Origin of the sequence: Nocardia sp. NBC_00511, assembly GCF_045161165.1 — a bacterium.
Lineage (GTDB): Bacteria > Actinomycetota > Actinomycetes > Mycobacteriales > Mycobacteriaceae > Nocardia.
The window spans coordinates 4,788,332-4,811,289 of the sequence record NZ_CP107849.1 but is presented as its reverse complement, the minus strand read 5'-3'; the positions used below and the strand labels follow the sequence as shown (position 1 = coordinate 4,811,289).

The 22,958-nt window shown below is 69.9% G+C and carries 23 protein-coding genes; all 23 read left to right on the top strand.

What is annotated here, in order from left to right; translation table 11 throughout:
• The first annotated feature begins 57 nt into the window (after positions 1-57).
• The 23 genes from OG300_RS22580 (at position 58) to OG300_RS22470 (ending at position 22,952) form a co-directional block, all read left to right on the top strand.
• A complete protein-coding gene (locus OG300_RS22580; RefSeq protein ID WP_405484660.1) occupies positions 58-492 on the top strand; it encodes an acyl carrier protein in 435 nt (144 codons plus the stop codon).
• Positions 492-1,277 (top strand): SDR family NAD(P)-dependent oxidoreductase, encoded by a 786-nt coding sequence (locus OG300_RS22575; protein WP_405484658.1) that lies wholly within the window; start codon positions 492-494, stop codon positions 1,275-1,277. Before OG300_RS22580 ends, OG300_RS22575 begins: the two co-directional genes overlap by 1 nt.
• 20 nt (positions 1,278-1,297) lie before the next feature.
• Positions 1,298-1,747 (top strand): 3-hydroxyacyl-ACP dehydratase FabZ family protein, encoded by a 450-nt coding sequence (locus OG300_RS22570; protein WP_405484656.1) that lies wholly within the window; start codon positions 1,298-1,300, stop codon positions 1,745-1,747.
• Entirely contained in the window at positions 1,747-3,054 is a 1,308-nt protein-coding gene (locus tag OG300_RS22565) for a beta-ketoacyl-[acyl-carrier-protein] synthase family protein (RefSeq protein WP_405484654.1), read from the top strand. Before OG300_RS22570 ends, OG300_RS22565 begins: the two co-directional genes overlap by 1 nt.
• Entirely contained in the window at positions 3,051-3,536 is a 486-nt protein-coding gene (locus tag OG300_RS22560; RefSeq protein WP_405484652.1) for a 3-hydroxyacyl-ACP dehydratase FabZ family protein, read from the top strand. Before OG300_RS22565 ends, OG300_RS22560 begins: the two co-directional genes overlap by 4 nt.
• The gene (locus OG300_RS22555) at positions 3,533-4,810 is read left to right on the top strand and encodes a beta-ketoacyl-[acyl-carrier-protein] synthase family protein (RefSeq protein WP_405484650.1); all 1,278 of its coding nucleotides are present in this window, start codon (positions 3,533-3,535) and stop codon (positions 4,808-4,810) included. Before OG300_RS22560 ends, OG300_RS22555 begins: the two co-directional genes overlap by 4 nt.
• An 18-nt stretch (positions 4,811-4,828) precedes the next feature.
• The gene (locus OG300_RS22550; RefSeq protein ID WP_405484648.1) at positions 4,829-7,237 is read left to right on the top strand and encodes a beta-ketoacyl synthase N-terminal-like domain-containing protein; all 2,409 of its coding nucleotides are present in this window, start codon (positions 4,829-4,831) and stop codon (positions 7,235-7,237) included.
• 11 nt (positions 7,238-7,248) lie between these two features.
• Entirely contained in the window at positions 7,249-8,376 is a 1,128-nt protein-coding gene (locus OG300_RS22545; protein WP_405484646.1) for a 3-oxoacyl-ACP synthase III family protein, read from the top strand.
• Positions 8,363-8,899, top strand: a complete 537-nt coding sequence (locus OG300_RS22540) for an ester cyclase (protein ID WP_405484644.1) — start codon at positions 8,363-8,365, stop codon at positions 8,897-8,899. Before OG300_RS22545 ends, OG300_RS22540 begins: the two co-directional genes overlap by 14 nt.
• On the top strand, positions 8,896-10,125 hold the full coding sequence (locus OG300_RS22535; protein ID WP_405484643.1) for an FAD-dependent monooxygenase: 1,230 nt from the start codon (positions 8,896-8,898) through the stop codon (positions 10,123-10,125). The genes OG300_RS22540 and OG300_RS22535 overlap by 4 nt, the downstream gene beginning before the upstream one ends.
• A gap of 1 nt (position 10,126) precedes the next feature.
• Positions 10,127-10,834, top strand: coding sequence for a bifunctional 2-polyprenyl-6-hydroxyphenol methylase/3-demethylubiquinol 3-O-methyltransferase UbiG (gene ubiG / locus OG300_RS22530; RefSeq protein WP_405484641.1), 708 nt, complete (start codon positions 10,127-10,129; stop codon positions 10,832-10,834).
• Positions 10,831-11,796, top strand: a complete 966-nt coding sequence (locus tag OG300_RS22525; RefSeq protein ID WP_405484640.1) for an NADP-dependent oxidoreductase — start codon at positions 10,831-10,833, stop codon at positions 11,794-11,796. Before ubiG ends, OG300_RS22525 begins: the two co-directional genes overlap by 4 nt.
• Positions 11,786-12,193, top strand: coding sequence for a hypothetical protein (locus tag OG300_RS22520; protein ID WP_405484638.1), 408 nt, complete (start codon positions 11,786-11,788; stop codon positions 12,191-12,193). Before OG300_RS22525 ends, OG300_RS22520 begins: the two co-directional genes overlap by 11 nt.
• A 246-nt stretch (positions 12,194-12,439) precedes the next feature.
• Positions 12,440-12,874: a DUF1772 domain-containing protein gene (locus tag OG300_RS22515; RefSeq protein ID WP_405484636.1), complete on the top strand. Its 435-nt coding sequence runs from the start codon at positions 12,440-12,442 to the stop codon at positions 12,872-12,874.
• A 65-nt stretch (positions 12,875-12,939) separates the two neighbouring features.
• Entirely contained in the window at positions 12,940-14,754 is a 1,815-nt protein-coding gene (locus tag OG300_RS22510) for a BTAD domain-containing putative transcriptional regulator (RefSeq protein WP_405484634.1), read from the top strand.
• Position 14,755: 1 nt separating this feature from the next.
• Positions 14,756-15,259: a DUF2505 domain-containing protein gene (locus OG300_RS22505; protein WP_405484632.1), complete on the top strand. Its 504-nt coding sequence runs from the start codon at positions 14,756-14,758 to the stop codon at positions 15,257-15,259.
• Positions 15,256-16,188: an SDR family NAD(P)-dependent oxidoreductase gene (locus tag OG300_RS22500; RefSeq protein ID WP_405484630.1), complete on the top strand. Its 933-nt coding sequence runs from the start codon at positions 15,256-15,258 to the stop codon at positions 16,186-16,188. The genes OG300_RS22505 and OG300_RS22500 overlap by 4 nt, the downstream gene beginning before the upstream one ends.
• Before the next feature lie 4 nt (positions 16,189-16,192).
• Positions 16,193-18,385, top strand: a complete 2,193-nt coding sequence (locus OG300_RS22495; RefSeq protein WP_405484628.1) for an MMPL family transporter — start codon at positions 16,193-16,195, stop codon at positions 18,383-18,385.
• Between the two features lie 205 nt (positions 18,386-18,590).
• Positions 18,591-19,793: a cytochrome P450 gene (locus OG300_RS22490; protein WP_405484626.1), complete on the top strand. Its 1,203-nt coding sequence runs from the start codon at positions 18,591-18,593 to the stop codon at positions 19,791-19,793.
• Positions 19,794-19,914: 121 nt separating this feature from the next.
• On the top strand, positions 19,915-20,370 hold the full coding sequence (locus OG300_RS22485) for a hypothetical protein (RefSeq protein WP_405484624.1): 456 nt from the start codon (positions 19,915-19,917) through the stop codon (positions 20,368-20,370).
• Between the two features lie 45 nt (positions 20,371-20,415).
• A complete protein-coding gene (locus OG300_RS22480) occupies positions 20,416-20,931 on the top strand; it encodes a hypothetical protein (protein WP_405484622.1) in 516 nt (171 codons plus the stop codon).
• A 5-nt stretch (positions 20,932-20,936) separates the two neighbouring features.
• Positions 20,937-22,130 carry an MAB_1171c family putative transporter gene (locus OG300_RS22475; protein ID WP_405484620.1) on the top strand — a complete coding sequence of 398 codons (1,194 nt, stop codon included), beginning with the start codon at positions 20,937-20,939 and terminating at the stop codon, positions 22,128-22,130.
• 192 nt (positions 22,131-22,322) lie between these two features.
• Complete coding sequence (locus OG300_RS22470; protein ID WP_405484618.1) at positions 22,323-22,952, top strand: DUF4232 domain-containing protein; 630 nt, start codon at positions 22,323-22,325, stop codon at positions 22,950-22,952.
• Positions 22,953-22,958: the final 6 nt, after the last annotated feature.

Genomic DNA, 22,958 nt, shown 5'->3' with positions numbered 1-22,958 from the left:
CTGTGGTGCTTTCGCGCCACGGGGGCCGCAACCCTCCCCTGAAGAAGGAAGATAACCATGCCCGAAACCAGCACCGACTTCGCGCCCGCCGTCATCGACGCGATCGCCGACGCGCTCGGCATCGACCAGTCCGAGGTGACCCTCGACGCCACCCTCATCGACGAGTTGGGCGCGGAATCCATCGACCTGCTCGACATCCTGTTCCGCATCCACCGCGACACCGGCGTGAAGATCGCGGTCGCCGACGTGCAGCAGCTGCTGCAGGGCGGCATTCCCGACGACGAGTTCGGCGACGAGGACGAGATCGTCTCCGAGATCGGCCTCGCGCACCTGGAAAAGGTGCTGCCGCAGTTCGATCGGTCCAAGCTCAACGGCCCGCTGCGTGGTGAGCAGGTGCTCGGCCTGGTGACCGTGCGCAACCTGGTGGATCTGGTCGCGCAGCGGGCGGCCGAGGGACCGGCCGACGCCGAAGCGGCCGAAGAGGTCGCCTGATGTCGGGCGGTCAGGACTTCGCGGGCAAGGTCGCGCTGGTCACCGGCGCGTCCCGCGGGATCGGCCGGGCGGTCGCGACCACCCTGGCCAAGCGGGGTGCGGCGGTCGCCGTGAACTACCGCTCGCACAAGGATGAAGCCCTCGAGGTGGTCGCCGAGATCGAGGCGGGCGGCGGGCGCGCGGTCGCCATCGGCGCGGACGTCTCCGATGTCACCGCGGCCCACGATCTGGTGGAGCAGACCCGGGATCAGTTGGGCGGCTTGCACATTCTGGTCAACAACGCGGGCATCACCCGTGACGGCCTGCTGCACGACATGGATCCGGCCGCCTGGTGGCAGGTCATCCAGGTGAACCTGGGCGGCGCGTTCAACTGCACGCACGCCGCCGCGGGTCATCTGATGGCGCAGGGTGAGGGCGCGATCGTGAACGTGTCGTCGATCATGGGCGAGAAGGGCCTCACCGGGCAGTCCAACTACTCCACCTCCAAGGGCGCGATGAACGCGCTCACCCTGGCGTGCGCGGTGGAGATGGCGCGGTTCGGGGTGCGGGTGAACGCCGTGCTCGGTGGCGTGATCCCCACCGATCTCATCGGTGACCTGCTGCAACGCGACAACGGCCGGGGCCGCACCCATGTGCCGATGCGCCGCTACGGCGATGTGCAGCAGGTCGCGGAGGCGGTGGCCTTCCTGGCCAGCCCGGCCGCCGACTACGTCACCGGAGAGCTGCTGCGCGTGGACGGCGGCCTGGCGGTGCAGCTCAGTAACGGCCGCCTGGTCTCCCGCTGAACCGAAAGGACGTGACTGCCATGCGATTTCATCTCATCGACCGCATCGAATCCTGGGAACCGTTGCAGCACATCACGGCTCGCAAAATGACCTCGGTGTACGAGAACGTCTGGCAGCCGTCCGCCGCCGGGCCGGTGCTGCCGTTCGGTCTGGCGCTGGAGGCGCTGTGCCAGGCGGGTGCGTGGCTGGTGCTGCTGAGCTCCGGGCACACCCGCCGCGCCGCGCTGCTCACCGTGGGCGAGGTGACCATGTACCGCGACGCGGTGCCCGGTGACGTGCTGCGGATGACCGCGCAGGTGGTGCACGCGACGCCGGAGGCGGCGGTGGTGGACGGCTGGATCGAGGTCGACGGCGAGCGAATCATGGTCGCCCGCAACATCATGTGCGCCCTCATCGAGGCCGACCGGCTCGACGATCCGACCGACACCGAGCGGATGGCGCGTGCCCTGCTCGGCGAGGAGGTGATGTGATGCCCACGCTCACCGATGCCGCGGGCCGTCGCCGGGTGGCGGTGACGGGCGTCGGGGCGGTCACTCCGCTCGGCGTGGACGCCCCGTCCACCTGGGCCGGATTGACGGCGGGCCGCAACGCCATCGGCCCACTGACCACCTTCGACTGCACCACCTTCCCGGTCCGCATCGGCGGGCTGGTGCCGGAGGAGTTCGATCCGGCCACCGCGATTCCGCCGACCGCCGACCGTCGCTGGGTTTCGCGGCCGGGTTTGTTCGGGCTGGCGGCCGTCGGTGAGGCACTGCGTTCGGCGAATCTCGATCCCCGGCACGAGGATCCGTATCCGCCGTCGGCGCGCGGCGTCGCCATGGGCGGCAGTGTCGGCCGCCCGGATCTGGACATGGTGCTGAAGGTCAGCGAAATCCGTTCCGCCACCGGCAAACCCGACGCCTTCGTACGTCCGGCCCCGTCGGCGACGCTGACCGGCAACCAGAACATGGCCCTCAACGCCATGGTCCGATACGTCGGCGCGACCGGCCCGATGGTGGGCATCCACACCGCCTGCGCCGGGTCCGGTCACGCTCTCGGGGAAGCCTTCCGGCTGATCCAGGAGGGCGATGCCCGCATGATGGTGGCGGGCGGCTACGACTCGCTCACCACCTGGGCCGACATCCTCGGCTTCGGTCTGCTCGGCGCGATGACCGACCGCTACAACGACAATCCGGCGCAGGCGTCGCGGCCCTTCGACGCCGACCGCAGCGGCTTCGTCATCGGTGAGGGCGCGGTGGCCTTCGTACTGGAGGATCTCGGTTCGGCCCTGGACCGGGGCGCGCCGATCCTGGGCGAACTGCTCGGCTACGGCTCCACCATGAACGCCTGGCGGATCACCGATTCGCCGCCGGACGGCGCGGGTGCGATCGAGGCCATGGAGTCGGCGCTGGGTGAATCCGGTTTGGGCACCGCCGATATCGACTACATCGCCGCGCACGGCACCAGCACGCCGGGCAACGACGTGTCCGAGACCCGGGCGATCAAGAAGGTGTTCGGCGACGACGCCTACCGCCTGGTGGTGTCCTCGCCGAAGTCCATGGCCGGGCATCTCACGGCCGCGGCGGCGGCGCTGAATCTGCTGGCGGCGCTGGGCGCGATCCGGGATTCGACGGTGCCGCCCACCATCAACCTCGACACCCCGGATCGGGCCCTGGATCTCGACTACGTCCCCCATCGCGCGCGCCGAATGCCGGTGCGGGCGGCCATGATCAATGCCCTCGCGTTCGGCGGTTCCAATACCTGCCTCGTGGTGGGCGCACCCCAGGAGCAGCCATGACCGCGTCCTCCCTCGTACCCGCCGAGTTCGCGGGACTGCCCGCCGAGATGCCGCCGGCCGGTATCGGCACCCCGGGGTTCGATCGAATCCTGGAGGTGAGCCCCGGAGTTCGCGCCGAGGCCCTGCTGAACGTGACCGGCACCCTGCCGTTCTTCGACTCGCATTTCCCGCGCCGCCCGATCCTGCCGGGCGTGCTGCTCACCGAGAGCATGATCGCCCTGGCCGTGCTCGCGGCCGGTGATCCGCTGCTGCGGCTGCGCTCGGCCGAGGGACTGCGCTTCCGCCGCTTCGTGACTCCGGGTGATCAGGTGCGCATCACGGTGGAATTCGTCGGGGTGAGCGAAGATCCGGAGGAGTTCCGCTGGCGAGCCACGGCGAAGGTCGGTCACGCCACCGTCGCGGCCATCCGGAACCTGCGCCTGGTGCGCGGGCCGCTCATCGCGCCGGAGACGAACGACGCTGCCGCCGAGGCGAACTCGTGACCGCGCGACGCGTGGTCGTCACCGGCATCGGCCTGGTGACCGCGCTCGGCGAGGGCGCGCAGGAGACCTGGGCCGCGCTGGTAGCGGGCCGCAGCGGGATCGCACCGCTACAGGCCTACGACCCGTCGCCCCTGCGCACCCGTTTGGGCGCGGAGATCCCCGACTTCGATCCGAGCAAGTTCCTGTCGCTGCGCTCCATGCGCACCTCCACCCGAGGTGACCAATACGGTGTCGCGGCAGCCACTCTCGCGCTGCGGGACGCGGGACTCGAGGAGCGCGATCTCGGCCACCGCACCGGCCTGTATCTCGGTGGCAACAAGGACATCTGCCAGCGCGACGACTCCATCGCCGATATGGAGGCCATTCGTGGCGCGGACGGCGGACCGGATATGCGCAAGCTCGGCGAGCTGGCGCGCGCCATCGTGCCGCCGCTGGCCTACATCGAGGGTTTGCAGAACGGCGGGACCTATCACATCTCGTCGCTGTTCGGCCTGCGCGGACCGAACGCCTTCTACGCGGGCGCTGCCGATTCCGGGGCCACCGCCATCGGACGGGCCATGCGCGCCATCCGCCGCGGCGAGGCCGACATCGCGGTGGCGGGCGGCTACGACGACGCCACCAACTGGTGGGCGATGGCCAAACTCGACGGGCTCGGCGTGCTGTCGCCCCGAAACGATCTGGATGCCGGGGCATTCCGTCCCTTCGACAAGGATCACAGCGGATCCGTCATCGGCGACGGCGCGGCCATCCTGGTGCTCGAAGAGCGGGACAGCGCCCTGCGGCGCGGTGCGCACTGCTACGCCGAACTCGCGGGCTACGGCATGGGCAACGACTGCGTCCGCGCCCCCGCCTCCGATCCGCACGGTCGCGGTCTGGCCCGCGCGGTGACCGCGGCCCTCGCCGACGCACACGCGGACACCCCCGCCGACTGCGTCTTCACCCACGGCTGCGCGACTGCGCTGGGCGACATCAGCGAGGTGCGGGCGCTGCGCACCGCGCTCGGCTCCGATGCTGGACGGGCCGCGGTGACCAGCGTGAAACCGCAGACCGGCCACCTGGTGGGCGGGGCGGGCGCGCTCAACGCGGCACTGGCGGCGCTGGCCCTGGACTCGGGCGTGGTGCCCGCCACCGCCAATCACGAGACCCCCGCTCCCGGTTGCGATCTCGACATCGTGTCCGGCGCCGCCCGCGAGGCGAATCCGAGGGTCGCGCTGGCCCTGGCGCGCGGCCTGGAGGGTCAGGCCGTGGCGCTCACCCTCACCGAATCGAACTGACCGACAGGACTTTCCGCTATGCACGAAAATCATTCGGCGCCGCACCGGCGCATCGTGATCACCTCGCTGGGCGCCATCACCGCGCACGGCGTGGGCGCGGAGGAACTGTGGCAGCGGGTGCGTGGCGGCGAGGTGGCCATCGCGCCGCTGCGTGAGCTCGCGATTCCCGGTCTCCCCATGGCCATCGGCGGCGAGATCCTCGACCCGCCCCGCCCGAAGTACGACTACCTGACCCCGCTGGGTCTCACCGATCCCGAACCCGCCGTGGACTATGCGCTGATCGCCGCCGAGGAGGCGATGGCGGGCGCGGGCCTCGGTGTCCTGGAAGACGGTGCGCCGCCGCGCCCCGACGCATTGCCCGCGCACCGCTGGGGTGTGGCGTTCGGCAGCTGCAACAGTGGTATTCGCAGTGCCGAGAAGGCGGTGCGTCGCGCGGTCGCCGCCGGACGCGCGGTCGACGTGGCAGAGCTGGGGCTCGGTGACGACCGGCATCTGCTGCTGGTGCCGCCGCAGTTCTGCGCGGAGGCGCTCAGTGCGGCGTTCGGCCTGAAAGGTCCGGTGCTGTCGGTGAATACGGCGTGCGCCTCCAGCGCGCACGCCCTGGCACACGCGGTCGAGCAGATCCGCGCGGGCCGCGCCGACGCCATGCTGGTCGGCGGCAGCGACGCGCTCACCGAGACCGCCTACTACGGATTCAACAGCGTCGAGTCGCTGTCCTCGCGTCCGGCGCGGCCGTATTCCCGTGACCGGGACGGGCTTTCGCTCGGGGCGGGCGCGGGCATGATGGTGCTGGTCGCCGCCGAGGTCGCGGCGGCGGCCGGAGCGCCGATCGTCGCCGAGGTGCTCGGCTACGGCATGTCCGCCGACGGCTACCACGCGACGGCCCCGCATCCGCAGGGTGCGGGGGCGGCACGGGCGATCCGCTCGGCCATCGACACCGCCGGACTCGCGCCGGAGGACATCCCGTACATCAACGGACACGGCACCGGTACGCCGAAAAACGATGCGGCGGAGAGCAATGCGGTTCGCGCCGCGCTCGGTGAGGCCGCGCAGCAGGTCGTGCTCAGCAGCACCAAGTCCATGGTCGGACATCTGCTCGGTGCGGCGGGTGCGGTGGAGGCCATCGTGGCCATCCTCGGCCTGCGTGATCAAATGGCCCCGCCCACAGCGGGTTACGCCGAACGCGACCCGGCCTGTGGTCTCGATCCGGCGCCGAACGAGGCCCGCGAGCTGTCCATGCGGGTGGCGGCGTCGAACAACTTCGCCTTCGGCGGAGCCAACGCATGCGTGGTGTACGGGCGGCCCGGCACCGCCCGGCCCGCGCCGGAGCCGGCCCCGGCCGACGAGATCGTCGTCACCGGCATCGGGGTGCTCATGGGTGCGGCCGCCGACGTCGACCAGCTCTGGGCGGCGTGGTCCGGGAGCACGACAGAAGCCGAGCAGCACAAAGGATTACGGCTCGCCCGAGTCACCACGGACCCCGGCGCGGAGATTCCGGCCAAATCGCGACGGCGGATGGACCGCCTCGGCCAACTCGCGGTGGCGACCAGTCAGCAGGCGCTGGCCGCCGCCGGGCTGACCGCGCACGACACGGTGGGCGTGGTCGTCGGCACCGGCGTCGGCCCGATGAGCAGCATCTCCCGCTTCTTCGAACCGACCGTGACGGGCGGACCCACCCAGGGCAGTCCGGCCATCTTCCCCAATACCGTCTTCAATGCCGCCGCCGGGCAGGTGGCCATGGTGCTGGGAGCCAAGGGCCCGACCTCCACCCTGACCTCGGGTCACGCGGCGGGCGCGGCCGCCCTCGGCACCGCCTACGACCTGCTGCGCGCCGGACGCGCGGAGGCCGTGTTGTGCACCGGCGCCGACGAACTCTCGCCCTACGCGCTCGACGCCTACCGTGGTGCGGGCCTGTTCACCGGCCGCCACGGCCGCGACTATCTGCTCGCCGAAGGCAGCATCACCCTGGTCCTCGAGCGGGCGGCGGTGGCTCGCGATCGCGGCGTCACCCCGCTGGCGATGCTCGCCGGATACGCGACCACCTGCGACGCCCTCGGCATCGCCCGCTGGGATCCGCGCGGGCACGGCATCGAACGCGCCATGCGGGCCGCGCTCGCCGAAGCGGGCGTGGATCCGGCCGAGCTCACCGCGGTCTGGACCGCCGCCTCCGGTCTGCCGACCGTCGACGGACCCGAACGCCGCGCCGTCGACCGACTCGGCCTGAACCCGAATTGTGCACGCCACGAACCCAAACGGGTGCTGGGCGACCCGGTCGGCGCGGGCGCGCAGCTCGCCGCCGCCCTGGCGGTCACCGCCTGGCAGCACGGGGCCGAACCCGGCCCGGTGCTGATCAACGGCTCGTCGCTGGGCGGCACCCACACCAGTTTCGTGCTGCGGCACCCCTCGGCCGCACTCACCCGATCGTGAACGGAGACCCCATGCCGACCCTCGAACCCCGACACGTCTCGATCCTGTCCACCGGCTCCTTCCTGCCCGGCGACCCGATCGACAACGCCACCCTGGAGCGCCTGTGCGGCACCCTGCCGCCGGAGGTGCTCGACAACATCCAGGTGCGGCAACGGCACTGGATGATCGAGCCGGAGACCGGCCACCACACCACCGGCACCTCCACCATGGCCACCGCCGCGGCCCGCCGCGCGCTGGCCCGCGCGGATATCGACCCGGCGGATATCGATCTGCTGGTGGTGTCCTCGGCCAGCCCCGAATACCAGCTGCCCGCCGTGGTCACCTACGTGCAGGAGCAGCTGGGACTGGCGCACTGCGCGTCCATCGAATTCCGCGCCGCCTGTACGGGTTTCGTGCAGGGCCTGGACTACGCGCGCCGGATGCTCGCGGACGGCACCTACCGCACGGCCGTGGTGATCGGCGCGGAGGCCATCTCGCCGCTGCTGGTGCCGATGTACCTGGGCGTCGATCCCGACCTGGTGCGCATGCGCGACCGACTGGTCATCAACTCCTTCGGCGACGGCGCCGGTGCGGTCGTGCTGCGTGCCGGTGAACCCGGCAGCGCCGACCCGAACGGCGAATTCGTGTTCGGCACCGCGTGTCTGGGTGGTGACCGCAAGCCCGGCATGCAGATCGTGGGCGGTGGCACCCACGCCCCGGTCTTCGATCAGGCCAAGCGCAAACGTCTCGTGGAGATGAAGCTGGATGTCAACGGCACCGCCACCTTCGGACCGAAGGTCTTCGTGGCGGGCATGAAGGACATGCTGGCCCGCACCGGCCTGACGGTCGCCGAGATCGACGCCTGCGTGCTGCCCGAGGGTAACGCCGACTACTTCACCGCCGAATTCGATGCCGCCGGAGTCACTCCCGAGGATCAGGCGGTGCTGGCCAAGAACATCGTGGAGAACCTCGCCACCGTCGGCGCGACCGGTTCGGCCGCCGTGCCACTGGCGCTCGACGAGGGCTGGGTGCAGGGCCGGGTCCGCCCCGGAGACCAGGTGCTGCTGCTGGCCGTGGAGGCCAGCCGCTACCTGTACGCCGGACTGTCGCTGCGCTGGGAAGCCCCCGCCCCCAAGGAGTCCGGCCGTGTCGACGCCTGAGCAGACCTTCACCCCCGAGTACAACACCGCGATCATCCGGCGCGTGTTCGACGAGTTCGTCAACCAGGGCGACTTCTCCATCGTCGAGGAGATCTACTCCCCGGACATGGTCGACCACCAGCCGCTGCCCGGCGCGCCCAAGGGCACCGAGGGCGTCAAATACACCATCGCCGGTCTGCGCCAGGGCTTTCCGGACCTGCACGTCACCATCGAGGCGCTCAGCGCGCACGACGACTACGTGGTCATCCACAACACCTGGCGCGGCACCTTCACCGGTGAGTTCCTGAACATGGACCCCACCGGTGAGGCCGTCGAGTTCCGGGGCGTGGTGGTGTGGCGGCTGGCCGACGGCCTGATCGCCGAACGCTGGGGTATCGGCGTCGAATCCTCCATGCTGGAGGCGCTCGGTCTGGGCTGGCTGATGTCGGGTGCGTTGTCGCGCAAGGGCCGTCGCCGCGGCGGCATGGATCTCGCGGAGCTGGCGGCCGCCGCCACCGCGCTCACCGGAACGGACGAGCCGTGACGCAGCGGCCGCTGACCGTCATCATCTCCGGTGGCGGGATCGGCGGCCTGGCCGCCGCCCTCGCCCTGCGGCAGCGTGGCATCCGGGTGCGGGTCTTCGAGCGCGCCACCGAACTGCGCGACGGCGGTGCGGGACTGCACATCTGGACCAACGGCACCCTGGCCCTGCGCTACCTGGGCGTGCTCGACGAGGTGCTGGAGACCGCGCCGGTGCAGCACGTCACCCACTTCGGGACGTGGCGCGGAGATCTTTTCGGTTCGTGGCCGGTGGGCGACTTCATCGACCGCTACGGTTGCCCGACCATCGCCGTCGAGCGCTCGGTACTGCACCGGGTGCTCACCGCGGCCGTGTCGGCCTATGACACCGACGCCGAGATCCGAACGGGTGCAGGCGTTGTCGGTTTCGAACAGGACGCGTCCGGTGTCACCGTCGAACTCTCCGACGGTGACCGGGTGCGCGGCGACATCCTGATCGGCGCGGACGGCATCCACGGCGCGGTGCGCCCCGGACTGCTCGGCGAGCACCCGGCGCGCTACACCGGCTACATCGCCTGGCGCGGCAAAGCCCAACTGCTGCACGAGAAGATCCCACCCGGCACCTTCTACGCACTGTTCGGCCCCGGCACCCGCTTCACGTTCTACGATGTCGCACCCGGTGTCGTGCACTGGATGAGCGTCGCCAACGGCGCGCCCGGCGGTCGTGACAGCGGCGATCCGCGCGAACTGCTGGCGCAGCGCCATCGCGGCTGGATGTCGCCGATCGACGAGATCCTCGCTGCCACACCGGAACAGGACATCATTCGCGGTGACGTCATGGACCGCGCGCCGGATCGGCGCTGGGGGAGCGGCCGGGTCACGCTGCTCGGCGACGCCGCCCACCCGATCACCTTCAATATCGGCCAGGGCGCGTGCCAGGCCCTCGAGGACGCCCTGGTGCTTGCCGAGGAACTCGACACCACCGATCCGGTGAACGCGTTGCGCCGCTACGAGAAACAGCGCCGCAAGCGTACGGCCGGTCTACAGCAGGTCGCCTGGCGCATCGGCAGGCTCGGCGCACTGGAGAACCCACTGCTGATCCGCGCCCGCGAGCTCGGCATGCGCATGGTGTGGCCGCGCCTGGTCTTCCGGATCGCCGAACGTGACCAGATCTCCTACGCCACCCGCTGGCGCACCCCTCCGGCCCCGAAGCCGCTGCCGGACAGCACCTTCCAGACAGACGGAGCATGAGATGAAACAGAGCCAGACCGAGAGCGACTTCTTCGGCGACTTCGCCGAATCCTGGTGGGACGACGACTCCGCCATGAAGGGCCTGGTCTCCTTCCAGCGCCCGCGCTTCGAATACTTCGATCAATTCGTCACCGACTGGTCGGGCAAGAAGGTCCTCGACGTCGGCTGCGGCGGCGGGTTCACCACCGAATACCTCGACGGTCGGGGGGCCGTGGTGAGCGGGATGGATCCGTCTCCGCGCCTGGTGGCCGCCGCCGGCGCGCACGCCGAGGCGACCGGCAAGGCCATCACCTACTCCGTCGGTCGCGCCGAGGCGCTGCCCTACGAGGACCACAGCTTCGACGTCGTCACTTGTGTGGACGTGCTCGAACATGTCGACAACCCGGCGCTGGCCGTGAGCGAGATCGCGCGGGTGCTGAAGCCGGGCGGAATCTTCTGCTACGACACCATCAATCGCACCCTGCTGGCGCGGCTGGTGATGATCTGGATCCCGGAGTACCTGACCGGGATGGTGGCGCGCGGCACCCACCACCATCACCAGTTCATCAAGCCCGCGGAACTGGCCGCGCACCTCGAGGCGGCCGGGCTGAAGCCGCTGGCCAAGCAGCGCGGGCTGACCATTCTCGGCAAGAAGCGCGACGGCAACCTGATCATGTTCACCACCCGGGATCTGTCGTCCACCTATATCGGCGCGGCGGTGCGATCGTGAAGGCGGTCTTCTACCGGACCTACGGCGACGCCTCGGTGCTGGAGTACGGCGAGCTGCCGGTGCCGAAGATGGCCCTCGACGGTGTGCTGCTCGACGTGAAGGCCGCCGCCGTCAACCCGATCGACTGGAAGGCGCGCGAGGGCTACCTGGACCCGTTCGCCGACACCGTGTTCCCCATCGTCCCCGGTGCGGACGTCTCCGGTGTCATCCGCGAAATCGGCATCGGCGTCAGCGAATTCGCGGTCGGCGACGAAGTCGTGGGATGTGTCCGCGAGGACTACCTCAGCCGCGGCAGCTTCGCGGAGGTGATGCCCGCACCCGTGCGCGCACTGGCGCTCAAGCCGCCCAACATGGGCTGGGCCGAGGCCGCCGCGATGCCGCTGGCGGCACTCACCTCGTATCAAGCCCTGGTGCGTGTGCTGGATGTGCGCTCGGGCGAGACCGTGCTGGTGCACGGCGCGGCGGGCGGCGTCGGCAGTGTCGCGGTGCAGCTGGCCCTGCACCTGGGCGCGCGGGTGATCGGCACCGCGAGCGAGCGCAATCACGAGTTCTTGCGTAGCCTTGGCGCTGAACCGGTGAATTACACTGTGGGACTTTCGGATTCGGTGCGGGCTCTGGCACCGGATGGGGTCGATGTCCTGCTCGACGCGGTCGGCAAGCGAATCGGACGCACGGTGCTGCCGCTGCTGGCCCCGCACGGCCGGTTCGCCTCGGTGGTCGATCCGAAGGCCCGCGAACTCGGCGGGGCGTACGTGTTCGCCCGGCCGGACACCGGTGATCTGCCGGTGGTGGCCGCACTGGCGGGCAAGGGCGTGTTCCGGGTTCCGGTCGGCGCGATCTTCCCCCTGCGCGATGCCGCGCAGGCTCATCTGCTCAGTCAGGGCGGGCATGCCCGCGGAAAGGTGGTCGTCGCCGTCGACGTGGCCGCCTGCGAGGAGGAAAAACCTTACGATGAACGGTAATTCGAAGATCGCGACCCGCACCCAGGCGGTCGTCCGGCAGATGGCGTGGTCGCAGGCGCTGGCCCGGATCGCCATCGGCACCGGCATGCTCACCCAGCCCGCCGCCGTCTCCAAGTCGTGGTCGGGACACTACGACGAGGAGGCGTCCTCGCTGCCGACCCGTGCCTTCGGCACCCGCGACGTGGTGATCGGGCTCGGCACGGTCTGGTCGCTGCGGCGCGGACATCCGGTGCGGCACTGGTTCGTGCTCGGCGTCGCGCTGGAACTGGTGGATGCCACGGTGACGCTGAACAAGCGTGAACGGCTCGGCATCACCGGGAAGCCCGATACCTGGGAGTTGTTGACAGCAGCGGGATTAGCCGGAGGAATTCTGGTTGCCGCGGCTTTGCGGGAGTAATGCCGGGCGCACTCCCCTTATATCCGATCACAGCGCGGACCGGGCGAGAATTGGCCATCACCACAATCACATTTCGATGAAATATGTTGTCCGACAGGGTGCAAGATAAGATTCGAAACACTCAACGATGTTGACCACAGACGGCCTCGAGGTGGAGGCACGACCGCGACCTTTCCCACCGTCCGTCATTCGCCGAGGATTTGCAAAATGGAAATTCTGTTCCTGTTCGCCGTAGGTATTTCAATTATGACGACCGCTGTCGTGTACGGCACCGATTTTTTCTGCGCCCTGGTGCTGCGCACGGCGTTCGCCCGGATCGACGATCCGGCACTGGCTGCCACCACCGGCCGCATCCACGAGGTCGCCGACAAGCGGATGCCGATTCCGGGCGCGGTCGGCGTGGTGACCGCCGTCATCGCCGCCGCGCTGGCCTTCTTCCAGGGGGCGGTGGCCTCGGGAATCCTTGCGGCACTGGCCGTCGCGGTGCTCGCGGTCTGGCTCGGCATCTACGCCCGCATCAGCGCGCCGATCAACAAGGAGCTCACCACGGCGGTACTCGCCGATCAGGTCCCGGCCAACGTCCGGGAACTGCAGCGCACCTGGGACAGCGTCATCGTCGTCCGGGTCGCCCTGCAGGGAATCGCCCTGGTCGCACTATTTCTCGCGGCGCTGTCGGTGTAATGGGCAGCGCCGCAATCGAACCCGTCCGCGCGAGGCGTACGACGGCGGGAAGCGAAGGCGTGACAATGATTCAGTTCAAACTTCTCGGCCCGCTACAGCTCCACGTCCACGGCAAGGTGGTCGACCTGGGCCCGCCCCGGCAGTGCAGCCTGCTGGCAGCCCTGCTGGTGGACTCGGGCCGCCCGCTGACCATCGATACGCTCATCGACCGGGTGTGGGGCGACTCGCCACCGGTCGCCGCGCGGGACGCGGTCTACACCTACGTCGCCCGGTTGCGCGGTCTGCTGACCGAGGCCACCGCGGGCACGGGCGGCCCACCGGTGCAGGTGAATCGGGGTTCCGGCGGCTACATGCTCTCGACGCCGCCGGACTCGGTCGACCTGTGGCACTTCATGGATCTGGTCGACCGGGCTCGCGCCGCCGACATCGACGACCCGGATCGCGCCGCGCAACTGGCCGCCGGTCTGAACCTGTGGAACGGCAGCGCCATGACCGGCCTGGACAGCGAATGGGCCAGGCGGCTGGGTGAATCGCTGCACCGGCTCAAGCACGAGGTGACCGCCGACTGGGCGGACGCGGAGATCCGCCGCGGCAATCATTCGCTGGTGATCAACCGGCTGCACACCGCCCTGCTCGAGGAACCGCTCGTGGAAGGCCTGCACGAGCGGCTGATTCGCGCCTACTTCCTCAACGGTGAGACCGCGCTGGCCCTGCGGCAGTTCGAGCTCGCCCGCCGGATGATCGCCGACGAGCTGGGCGCTGACCCCAGCCCGGGCATGCGGGAGCTGCACAGTCGGATCCTGCGCGGTGACCTCCCGGAGCTGGACACCCCGGTGCACCCCACCGTGAACGTCCGCTCCGACTCCGACGGCCACCGCGCCCACGCGCTCACCCTCGCGGTGGCCCCCGACACGCTGCCGCTGGCCCCGCTCGGATTCAGCGGCCGGGACGCGGAATTGGCGACGCTGACCGGCATGCTCACCGACGATCCCGCGCCGCGCCCGGTGCTGGTGACCGGTGGCGCGGGCGTCGGAAAGACCGCACTGGTGCTGCAGGCCGCCGACTGCCTGCGCGACGACTTCCCCGGCGGGCTGCTGTACGCCGATCTGGCCGACGAGCCAAGCACCACACCGGAAATGGTGCTCGGCCGACTGCTGACCGCACTGGGCACCCCCGCCGACGCCATGCCGTCCGGACTCGCCGAGCGCGTCAACCTCTACCGCGCCCGGCTGGCCCGCCGCCGCGTGCTCGTCATTCTCGACAATGCCGCCACCGAGGCCCAGATCATTCCCCTGCTGCCCACCGGCAGCTCCAGTACGGCCCTCATCACCAGCCGATTCGCGTTGGGGCTCACCACGGTCCGAACCTTCGTGCTGCACGAGCTCTCCCGCACCCAGGGATTGCAGATGCTGGTCGCCACCGTCGGCCGCGCGCGCGTACTACCGGAATGGGAGGACGCGGGGATCGTCGCCGATCACTGCTCCGGCATTCCGCTCGCGCTGCGCGCCGTCGCCTGCCGCATGACCGCGCGCCCGCACTGGACCTTCGCCCGCATGCTCGCCCGGATCAGCGACGAGCAGCGGCGACTCGAACTCGTCTCCTACCAATCCCTCGATATGCGAGCCAGTTTGGACCTGACCTTCGAACAGCTCGACACCACCGCGGCCACCCTGTTCCGCGAACTGGGCCGACAAGCCCCCTCCGGAGCCGACTTCATCGCCCCCGACCAGCCCGGTCTGAGCCCCGACGAACTCGAGGACGCCATGGACCGCCTGGTCGACGCCTACCTGCTCTCGGAGGTCGGCCGTGACGACACCGATCGCGCCCTCTACCGCATGCTCGACATCCACCGCATCTACGCCAAGCACCTGGGAGACTGACATGGCGCGTGCCGTGCACCACACCACCCCCTACCCATACTCCGACGAACTGTTCCACCGCGCCCTGGGCACCCGCGAGTACTGGGAGCAGCGGATTCGCGAAATCGACGGTGCGGACGCGGAATTGGCGGCCTTCGAGGTCGCGTCGAGCGGCACCACCGTCACCGTGAACACCGTCATCCCGGCGTCGTCGCTGCCCGGCCCGGCCGCCACCTTCCGGCCCAACGGCGTGCGCTACAGCTACAGCGAGAGCTGGAGCGAACCCGTGGACGGCGTCGCGCGCGGCCGAATGGAGGGCAAGGTCGAGGGCATGACCATCGCGCTCACCGCCGATCTGCTGGTGCGCCGCACCGACGCGGGCTGCGAGTTCACCATGGACGGGTCCATCGAGGCGCGAGTTCCCCTGATCGGCAGGCTGATCGAGGGTGACATGGGCAAGACCTTCGTGCGCACCGCCGCCGCCATCGACGAGTTCACCCTGAAGTGGCTGGAGAACGCGGCATGAACCAGCCCGTACTGATCACCGGCGCGACCTCCGGCCTCGGGCTGGAGACCGCGAAAGTACTTGCCGGTCAAGGTGTCCCGCTGATCCTCGCGGGTCGCGACGCGAAACGGTCGACAGCGGCCGTGGACAGCATTCGCGCGCACGCGCCCGATGCCGAGATCGAACTGCTGGAACTGGAACTGGCCTCGCTGGATTCGGTCGCCGCGGCGGTGGCGGAGCTGCATCGGCGCGAGGTCGCGCCCCTGCGCGCCATCGTCTGCAATGCCGGATTGCAGATCGTCGATCAGGTGCGCAGTTCGGCCGACGGCTACGAAATGACCTTCGCCGTCAACCATCTCGGCCATTTCGCCCTCGTCACCGGCTGCGCCGACCTCCTTGCCGCGGGTTCGCGGGTGGTGGTGGTGTCCAGTGACGTCCATCAAGGCCCGCGCAAGTCCATGGGCTTCCCCGCCCCGCAGTGGCGTGATCCGCGCGCACTGGCCACCCCGGACACCGACGGCGCCGCCGGTCGCGACGGCCGGGTCGCCTACGCCACCAGCAAACTCGCCAATGTCTACTTCACCTACGAGTTGGCCCGGCGCTGGGCCGAGCGCGGCATCACCGCCACCGCGTTCGATCCGGGGCTGATGCCCCAGACCGGGCTCTCACGCGGCTATCCCGCGCCCGCCCGCATCGGATTCCGTTTCCTGGCACCGATTCTCATCCGCGTCATGCCCATCGCGCGCACCGTCACCCGCTCGGCGGCGGACCTCGCGCGCCTGGCCGTCGCACCCGAGCTGGCCGAGACCACCGGCAAGTACTTCACCGGAGCCGACGAGGTGCCCAGCGCACCCGAGTCCTACGACGAGGACCGGGCCGCCGCGCTGTGGCAGGTCTCCGCAGAACTGGTCGAGGCCGCGCGCCGCGTGCCACCGGCCGAACGGCGGTGACCGCGTGCTGATCCGAATCGCCCAGTTCGCCCAGCGCCGGGCGCGGGCCGTGCTCGTGGTGGCGGGACTGGCCGCCGTCCTGTGCTACGGCATCGGCTGGTCGGCCCCGATGCACTTGAAGACCGGTGGATTTCAGGACCCGGGCTCCGAATCCACCTGGGTCGACAACTATCTCGAACAGCACTTCCCGGGTGCGGCGCCGAATGTGGTGCTGCTGCTCACCGCGGCCGGGGGCATCGACTCACCGGCCGCGGGCACGGTCGGCGAGCAGCTCACCGGTGAGCTGGCCGCGAATTCGGATCTGCAAGGCGTGCAGTCATATTGGAACGTCGCCACCGAGGTGCGGCCCGCCCTGCGCAGCAGTGACCGCAATAGCGCGGTCATCATCGCGTACGCGCGCGGTGACGACACCGAAGCGCCGAAGGTGGCCGCCAAGCTCGCGGACAAGTACAACGGCTCCCGCGACGGCGTGCGGATCAGTGTCGGCGGCGAGGCGGTCGCGCTCGCGCAGATGAGCAAGCAGGTCACCCTCGACCTGGTCACCATCGAAGCCATCGCGATCCCGCTGGCCGGCATCGTCCTGGTGCTGGTGTTCGGCAGCCTGCTCGCCTCGATGCTGCCGTTGCTGGTCGGTGTGGTCACCATCGGCGCGGCCCTCGCGGTGCTGCGCATCCTGTCCGCGGTCGGCGACGTGTCGATCTTCGCGTTGAACATGACGACCGCGCTCGGCTTCGCGGTGGCCCTGGACTCCAGTCTGTTCATGGTCAGCAGGTTCCGGGAAGAGCTCGCCGCGGGCGCGGACACCACCGCCGCGGTGGTGCGCACCGTGCAGACCGCCGGGCGCACCGTACTGTATTCCGGTCTCACCGTGGCGCTTTCGCTGGCGGCGCTGCTGGTGTTCCCGCTGTACTTCCTGCGCTCGTTCGCGTACGCGGGGCTGGCGGTGCTCGCCGCGGCGGTGTTCACCACGCTGTTCGTGCTCCCGGCCGCGTTGGCGCTGCTGGGTTCCCGCGTCGACGCTCTCGATGTCCGGAAGTATCTGCGGCAACGGCTGGGTCGTCCGGAACCGGTGCCCGGACCGGTGGAGCAGGATCGCTGGTACCGCTTCGCCATGGGGGTGATGCGCCGTCCGGTGCTCGCCATCGTGGGCGTGGTGGCGGCGCTGCTGCTGCTCGGATCACCTTTCCTGAACATACATTTCGGCTGGGCGGACGATCGGGTGCTGGCCGCCGGCTCGAGTCGCACGGTCGGGGACGCCTCCCGCACCGATTTCTCCGAGAACCTGACCTCCGGCATCCTGCTGGCGCTGCCCGACACCCACGGCGACAACACCGCCATCGCCGCCTACGCGCACACGCTGTCCCAGGTCCCCGGGGTGACGTCGGTGATCTCCAGCGGCGGCGTGTACGGCAACGGATTGCAGTTGGCCGGAGCGCAATCCGCCATGACCGGCGACGCGGGCAGCTATCTGCGCGTCGGCACCCGCCTGGATCCGTACTCGACCGCGGCCAAGCAGCAGCTCGATCAGTTGCGCGCCGTTGCGGCGCCGGGCCGGGTGCTGATCGGCGGACCGGCCGCGCGCAATGCCGACGCGGTCTCCGCGCTGGCGGCCCGAGTTCCCCTGGCCCTGAGCCTGATCGCGCTGTCGATGTTCCTGGTGCTGCTGGTGTTCACCCGCAGCGTGGTGCTCCCGATCAAGGCCCTGGTGCTGACCGTGCTGTCGCTGGCGGCCACCTTCGGGGCGATGGTTTGGATCTTCCAGGACGGGCATCTGTCCGGCGCACTGGGTTTCACCCCGACCGGGTTCCTGATCCCCACCATGCCGATCCTGATGTTCTGCCTGGCCTTCGGCGTCTCGATGGACTACGAGGTCTTCCTGCTGTCGCGCATTCGTGAGGAGTATCTGGCCTCCGGCTCCACCGATCGTGCGGTGGCGGTCGGAATCGCCCGCACCGCACGCATATTCACCGCGGCGGCCGCGCTGCTGGCCATCGCCTTCGTCGGCATGACCTTCGCGGGCGTCTCCTTCGTCCAGCTCTTCGGCCTGGGCCTCACCCTCGCGGTGCTGGTCGACGCCACCGTCATCCGGACCATCCTGGTTCCCGCGCTCATGCGGACGATGGGCCGCCTGAACTGGTGGTCTCCCGTCCGATCCCATCCGCTCGCCGTGCCCACACCCGAACCAGAAACCGTTTGACCGCGACCGGGAGACCTACTCGGCGGATGATGTCGGGCGTCAGGGCTGGGCTTCTGCCTTCGGTGAAGGTCCAGCCCACTCGGATGTTTCGCATTCGCAGTCCCTTTCGTCCGGGGGCCCGGGGGCTCCGGGCTCACGGACGATCCTGCGTGGGGATCGGCAAACGAATGACAGTCATTCGGCAAGAGCAGGTAAGAATAGGTGGGTGCTGAGGGTCTTCGATGAGGAATTCGCGCGCGAGCCCTGGGGCGTGCTGACCGCGCTGCGACGCGACAGCGGGGGCGTGCACCGGGTGGCCACCCCCGACGGGCCGCCCGCCTGGCTGGTCACGCGGTACGACGACGTGCGGGCCGGGCTGCTCGACGACGGGCTGTCCACCAATGTGACCTACGCGCGCGGCGACGACTATCGCGGCTTCTCGGTGCCCGCGCCACTGGATGTGTTCCAGCGCAGCGAATTCGACGAGCTGGCTCGTCTCCGCGGGGCCGTGGTGGGGGAGCTGCGGCGGGGCGGCGGCTGGAGCGAGCGGGTCGGAGAGTGGGTCGGACGGTGCCTCGACGAGGTGGCGGGCGCAACCGAATTCGACTTCGTGGAGCGGGTGGCGCTGCCGCTGCCCGCCCTCATGCTCGGCGACCTGCTCGGGCTGACGGGCGAGGTGCGGGAAGCGCTTGCGGGGTGGGCGGATTCGACCATGCGCCCCGGGGTCGCGCCGCGGGCCCGCGACACCCTCACCACCATGGCCGAGATCATCGGCGCGGTCCTCGAACAGGCTCGCAAAGGTGCGGACGACACCATGGCGTCGCGGCTGGCACGGTCCGGAATCGGCGGTGGGGCAGCGGATTCCGGTGAGCTGCCCGGACTGCTGTTCTACCTGCTTTTCGTCTGGTACGAGGTCGTCATGGACGTGCTCGCGGGCGCGGTGCTGACGCTGTCCGGCAGACCCGACCAGCGAGTCGTGCTGGCGGCCACGGACAACCCTGACGGAGCCGTGGACGAACTGCTGCGGTTCCTGTCACCCCAGGTGCTGGCCGGGCCGCGATTCGCGGTGACGGACCGGGAGATCGGCGGGCAGCGGATCGCGGCGGGGGAGACGGTGCTGCTGTGCCTGGCATCCGCGAACCATGACCCGTCGGTGTTCACGCGTCCGGAGACCCTGGATCTGGGTCGGACGTCGAATCCGCAACTGGCGCTGGGCCATGGCGCACACGCCTGCGTCGGGATCGGCTTCGTGCGGCCGGTGGTGGGTGCGGTGCTGACCGAGCTCTATCGCCGACTGCCCGACCTGCACGCTCTCGGCGACGAGCGGGAGGTGGTGTGGCGCTCCGGGTTCCGCCATCGCGGCCCGCTGAGCCTGCCGGTGCGGACGTTGGCTGGAACGGGGCGAGCATCGTCGATCGCCCCATCCTGATCGCGCGGGCCGGCCGATGCCCTCCCCTTCGGGGACAGCGGGTCCGGCCCATGGTCGCGCGGTCCGGACGAGTATATGATTTCGCTCACCGAGCCTGTCAACTGCAGGAGACAAGATAAGAATGGCTGCCGGACAACAGCATCCGTTCACCACCGCCCTCAACACCCTGATCACCGCCATGCATCCGCCGGTGGCCAGGGACGGCGGCCCGGTGGAGATCACCCACCGCGCCCTGGCCGAGGACATCACCGGCACCACCGGCGTCAGCCTCTCGGCCAACTATCTGTGGAAGCTGCGCACCGGGCAGACGGTGAACCCGTCCTTCGAAACCCTTGAGGCATTGCGCGCCTACTTCGGGCTCGACAGCCTCGACCCGCTCACCAATCCGGAGCTCGCGCGGGAACGCGGCCGAGAGCTGGCATTGGTCAACGCGCTCAAGGGAAAAGCCGACTCGGCGGCGCTGGAACTGGTCCTGCGCGACGGCCTGGCGCACGGTATCGTTCGGCCAGAGGCCATCGTCGCGATGCTCGACGTGCTGCGGCGAATCGAAGGCCTCGACAACGGGGAAGTCATGTGAGCCATGCGGATCGCGGTCTGGGACGGCTCGGGTAGTGAGCATTCGATGATGGATCACCGGCGCCTGCGCCGTGAGCTGCGCGGCCTCGGGCTGCCCGCCCACTTCACGGTGGCGCAACTCGCGGAATCGCTGGCCCGCCGCCGCGGCCGGCCGCTGCGGCTGCGCCCGGAACCGCTGCCGGTGGCCGGGCTCTCCGGCGGCCTGCTGGTCACCCGCGACATCGATTTCATCGCCTACCAGTGCAATACCTCCGAACTGCACCAGGATCACATCGTCTGCCACGAGTTCGGGCATCTGCTGGCCGGGCACGAGACCGTGACGGTGACCGGCAACGACGCGCTGCGCCTGCTCGCACCCAATATCGACCCGGCCGTGGTGCGGCGCATGCTGGGCCGCAGCTGCTCCTCCGAACAGGCCGAGCAGGAGGCCGAGCACATCGCGGATCTGCTGATGGCCCACCACATCACCCGCTGGACCTCGCACGCGGAATGGGTGCTGCCCGACGGCGTCTCGGACGACATCCGCAACTTGCTCGACACACTCGGACCGGGATTCGACTGAACACCATGCAATTCGCTCTCGTCTACGGCAGCATCGGCGCCCTCGCCCTGCTCGCGTCCGGTTGGCGCGTGGCCCTCGCGCTGCGCGCCCCGCAAGCCGCCGCGCGCTGGGCTGTCGCCATCGCGATCGCCTGCGCCGCACTCGGTTTCGAGGCCGCGGTGCCGCAGATCTACAGCTGGATCGGCCGTACCTCGGGCATCCCGAACCTGGCCTCGCTGATCGTCTACTCCGCGATCGCCACCGCCGTGCTCTCGCAGCTGGTGTGGACGAGCTACCTGGTGGCCCCGGATTCCCCCGGCCGCTACCTGGGCGCGCGGACCATCGTCGCCGTGAACGTGGCGGTCGTCGCGGTGATGGCGATCCTGTTCGCGCTCGCACCGGTGCACGACGAGGTCCACGCCACCGACTTCGACGACCACTACGCGAAAGTGCCCGTGGTGGACGTCTTCCTGGGCATCTACCTGTGCGCCTACACCCTTGCCCTGCTGCGGCTGATCCTGCTGTGCCGGGCCTGGCTGCCGCAGGTGCGCACCCAGCCGTGGCTGCGGCGCGGCCTGCTGCTGCTGTGCCTGGGCTCGACGGTGGCGCTGGGCTACAGCGTCGGCAAGACCATCGCCATCGCCGGGGCCTGGGCCGGGTTCGCCACGCACCGGCTGAACATCGAGATCGCCCCGGCCTTCGCCAGTCTCGGCGCGGCGGCCATGACGATCGGCTACCTGTGCCCGTCGCTGCTGCCCAACGCCCTGACCGCCGCGCAGCGCGCCCGCGCCCTGCCGCGCCTGCGCCCACTGTGGTCGGCGCTGTGCGAGGCGGCCCCCGAACTGTCGGCGTCCGCGCCGCCCGGCGGCGCGGCCAAGGATCGGGTGTACCGCCGGGTCATCGAGATCCGCGACGCGCTGCTGATCCTGCAACCCCGGCTGACACCCGAGATGACCACCCGGGCGGTGGAATTCGCGGACGCGCTGCGCATTCCGGCCAGCCGTCGCGAAGCGGCCATCGAGGCGGCACGGATCGCGCAGACCCTGCACGTCGGCCGGTCCGCCGCCGTCGACCACGGCGAGTCCTTCCACCGCCCCGAAATCCCGTCCTTCCAGGGCGAACTCACCTGGCTACTGGCGGTCTCGCGGGCATACCACACTTCGCCGATCATCACCGCCGTGCTGGCCGACCTGGAACACACGGCACCGCCGGTAACGTGAAAACCCATGCCGTGAACCCGTTTTCAGCGGCCGTGACGGGCTCGCGGCGACTTCTCCCCCTGACGAAACCGTCCGATGCCGCTATCCTGTCCCCTGCGGGTGTGGTGTTCGGTATCCCCTTCATCGAACACCCCTCCCGTCCAAAGTTCGGGGAATCCGCTGCGCCCCAACCATATTCGAGTGGGTGCGACAATGAAGAGAACGACCGTGGGCGTGGCGATGCTGGCCGGGGCGGTGCTGATCGGCGCGACCGGATGCTCGGGTTCCGGATCACCCGGTACGCCGACCACCTCCAATAACGCGGTGCTGCCGGTGGGCACGCTGACCTCCGCCGACGCGATCACCCCGAGCATCGGGGACGCGCCGGGCGCAACCAGCCGGACCCCGGCCGCCGCGCCGGTGGACCCCGCGACGCCGGTCTGCGCCAACGGCCAGATCGCCGTCACCGGAACCGCGATGCCCCCCAACGGGACCCGCAGTGGCGTGCAACTGGAGTTCACCAGCGCCACCGGCGTGACCTGCCGGATGACGGGCTTCCCCACCGTCGACGTGCTGACCATGTTCGGCCAGCACGTACACGCGCAGAAGACCAACCGTGGCGCGATGGGCGGCCAATCCGACCCGCTCGCCGACCCGGTTGCCGTCCTGATCAAGCCCGGCCATCCGGTGCACGCCGTCCTCGAGGGCTCGACCCTGCAGAACGACGGCCAGCCCTGCCCGGTCTCGCGCTCCTTCCTGGTCAGTCCGCCCGACACCACCGACATCCGCATCCTGCAGGGCGATGCCTACCAGTGCGACGTCCAGATCCATCCCGTCGGATAGCGTGAG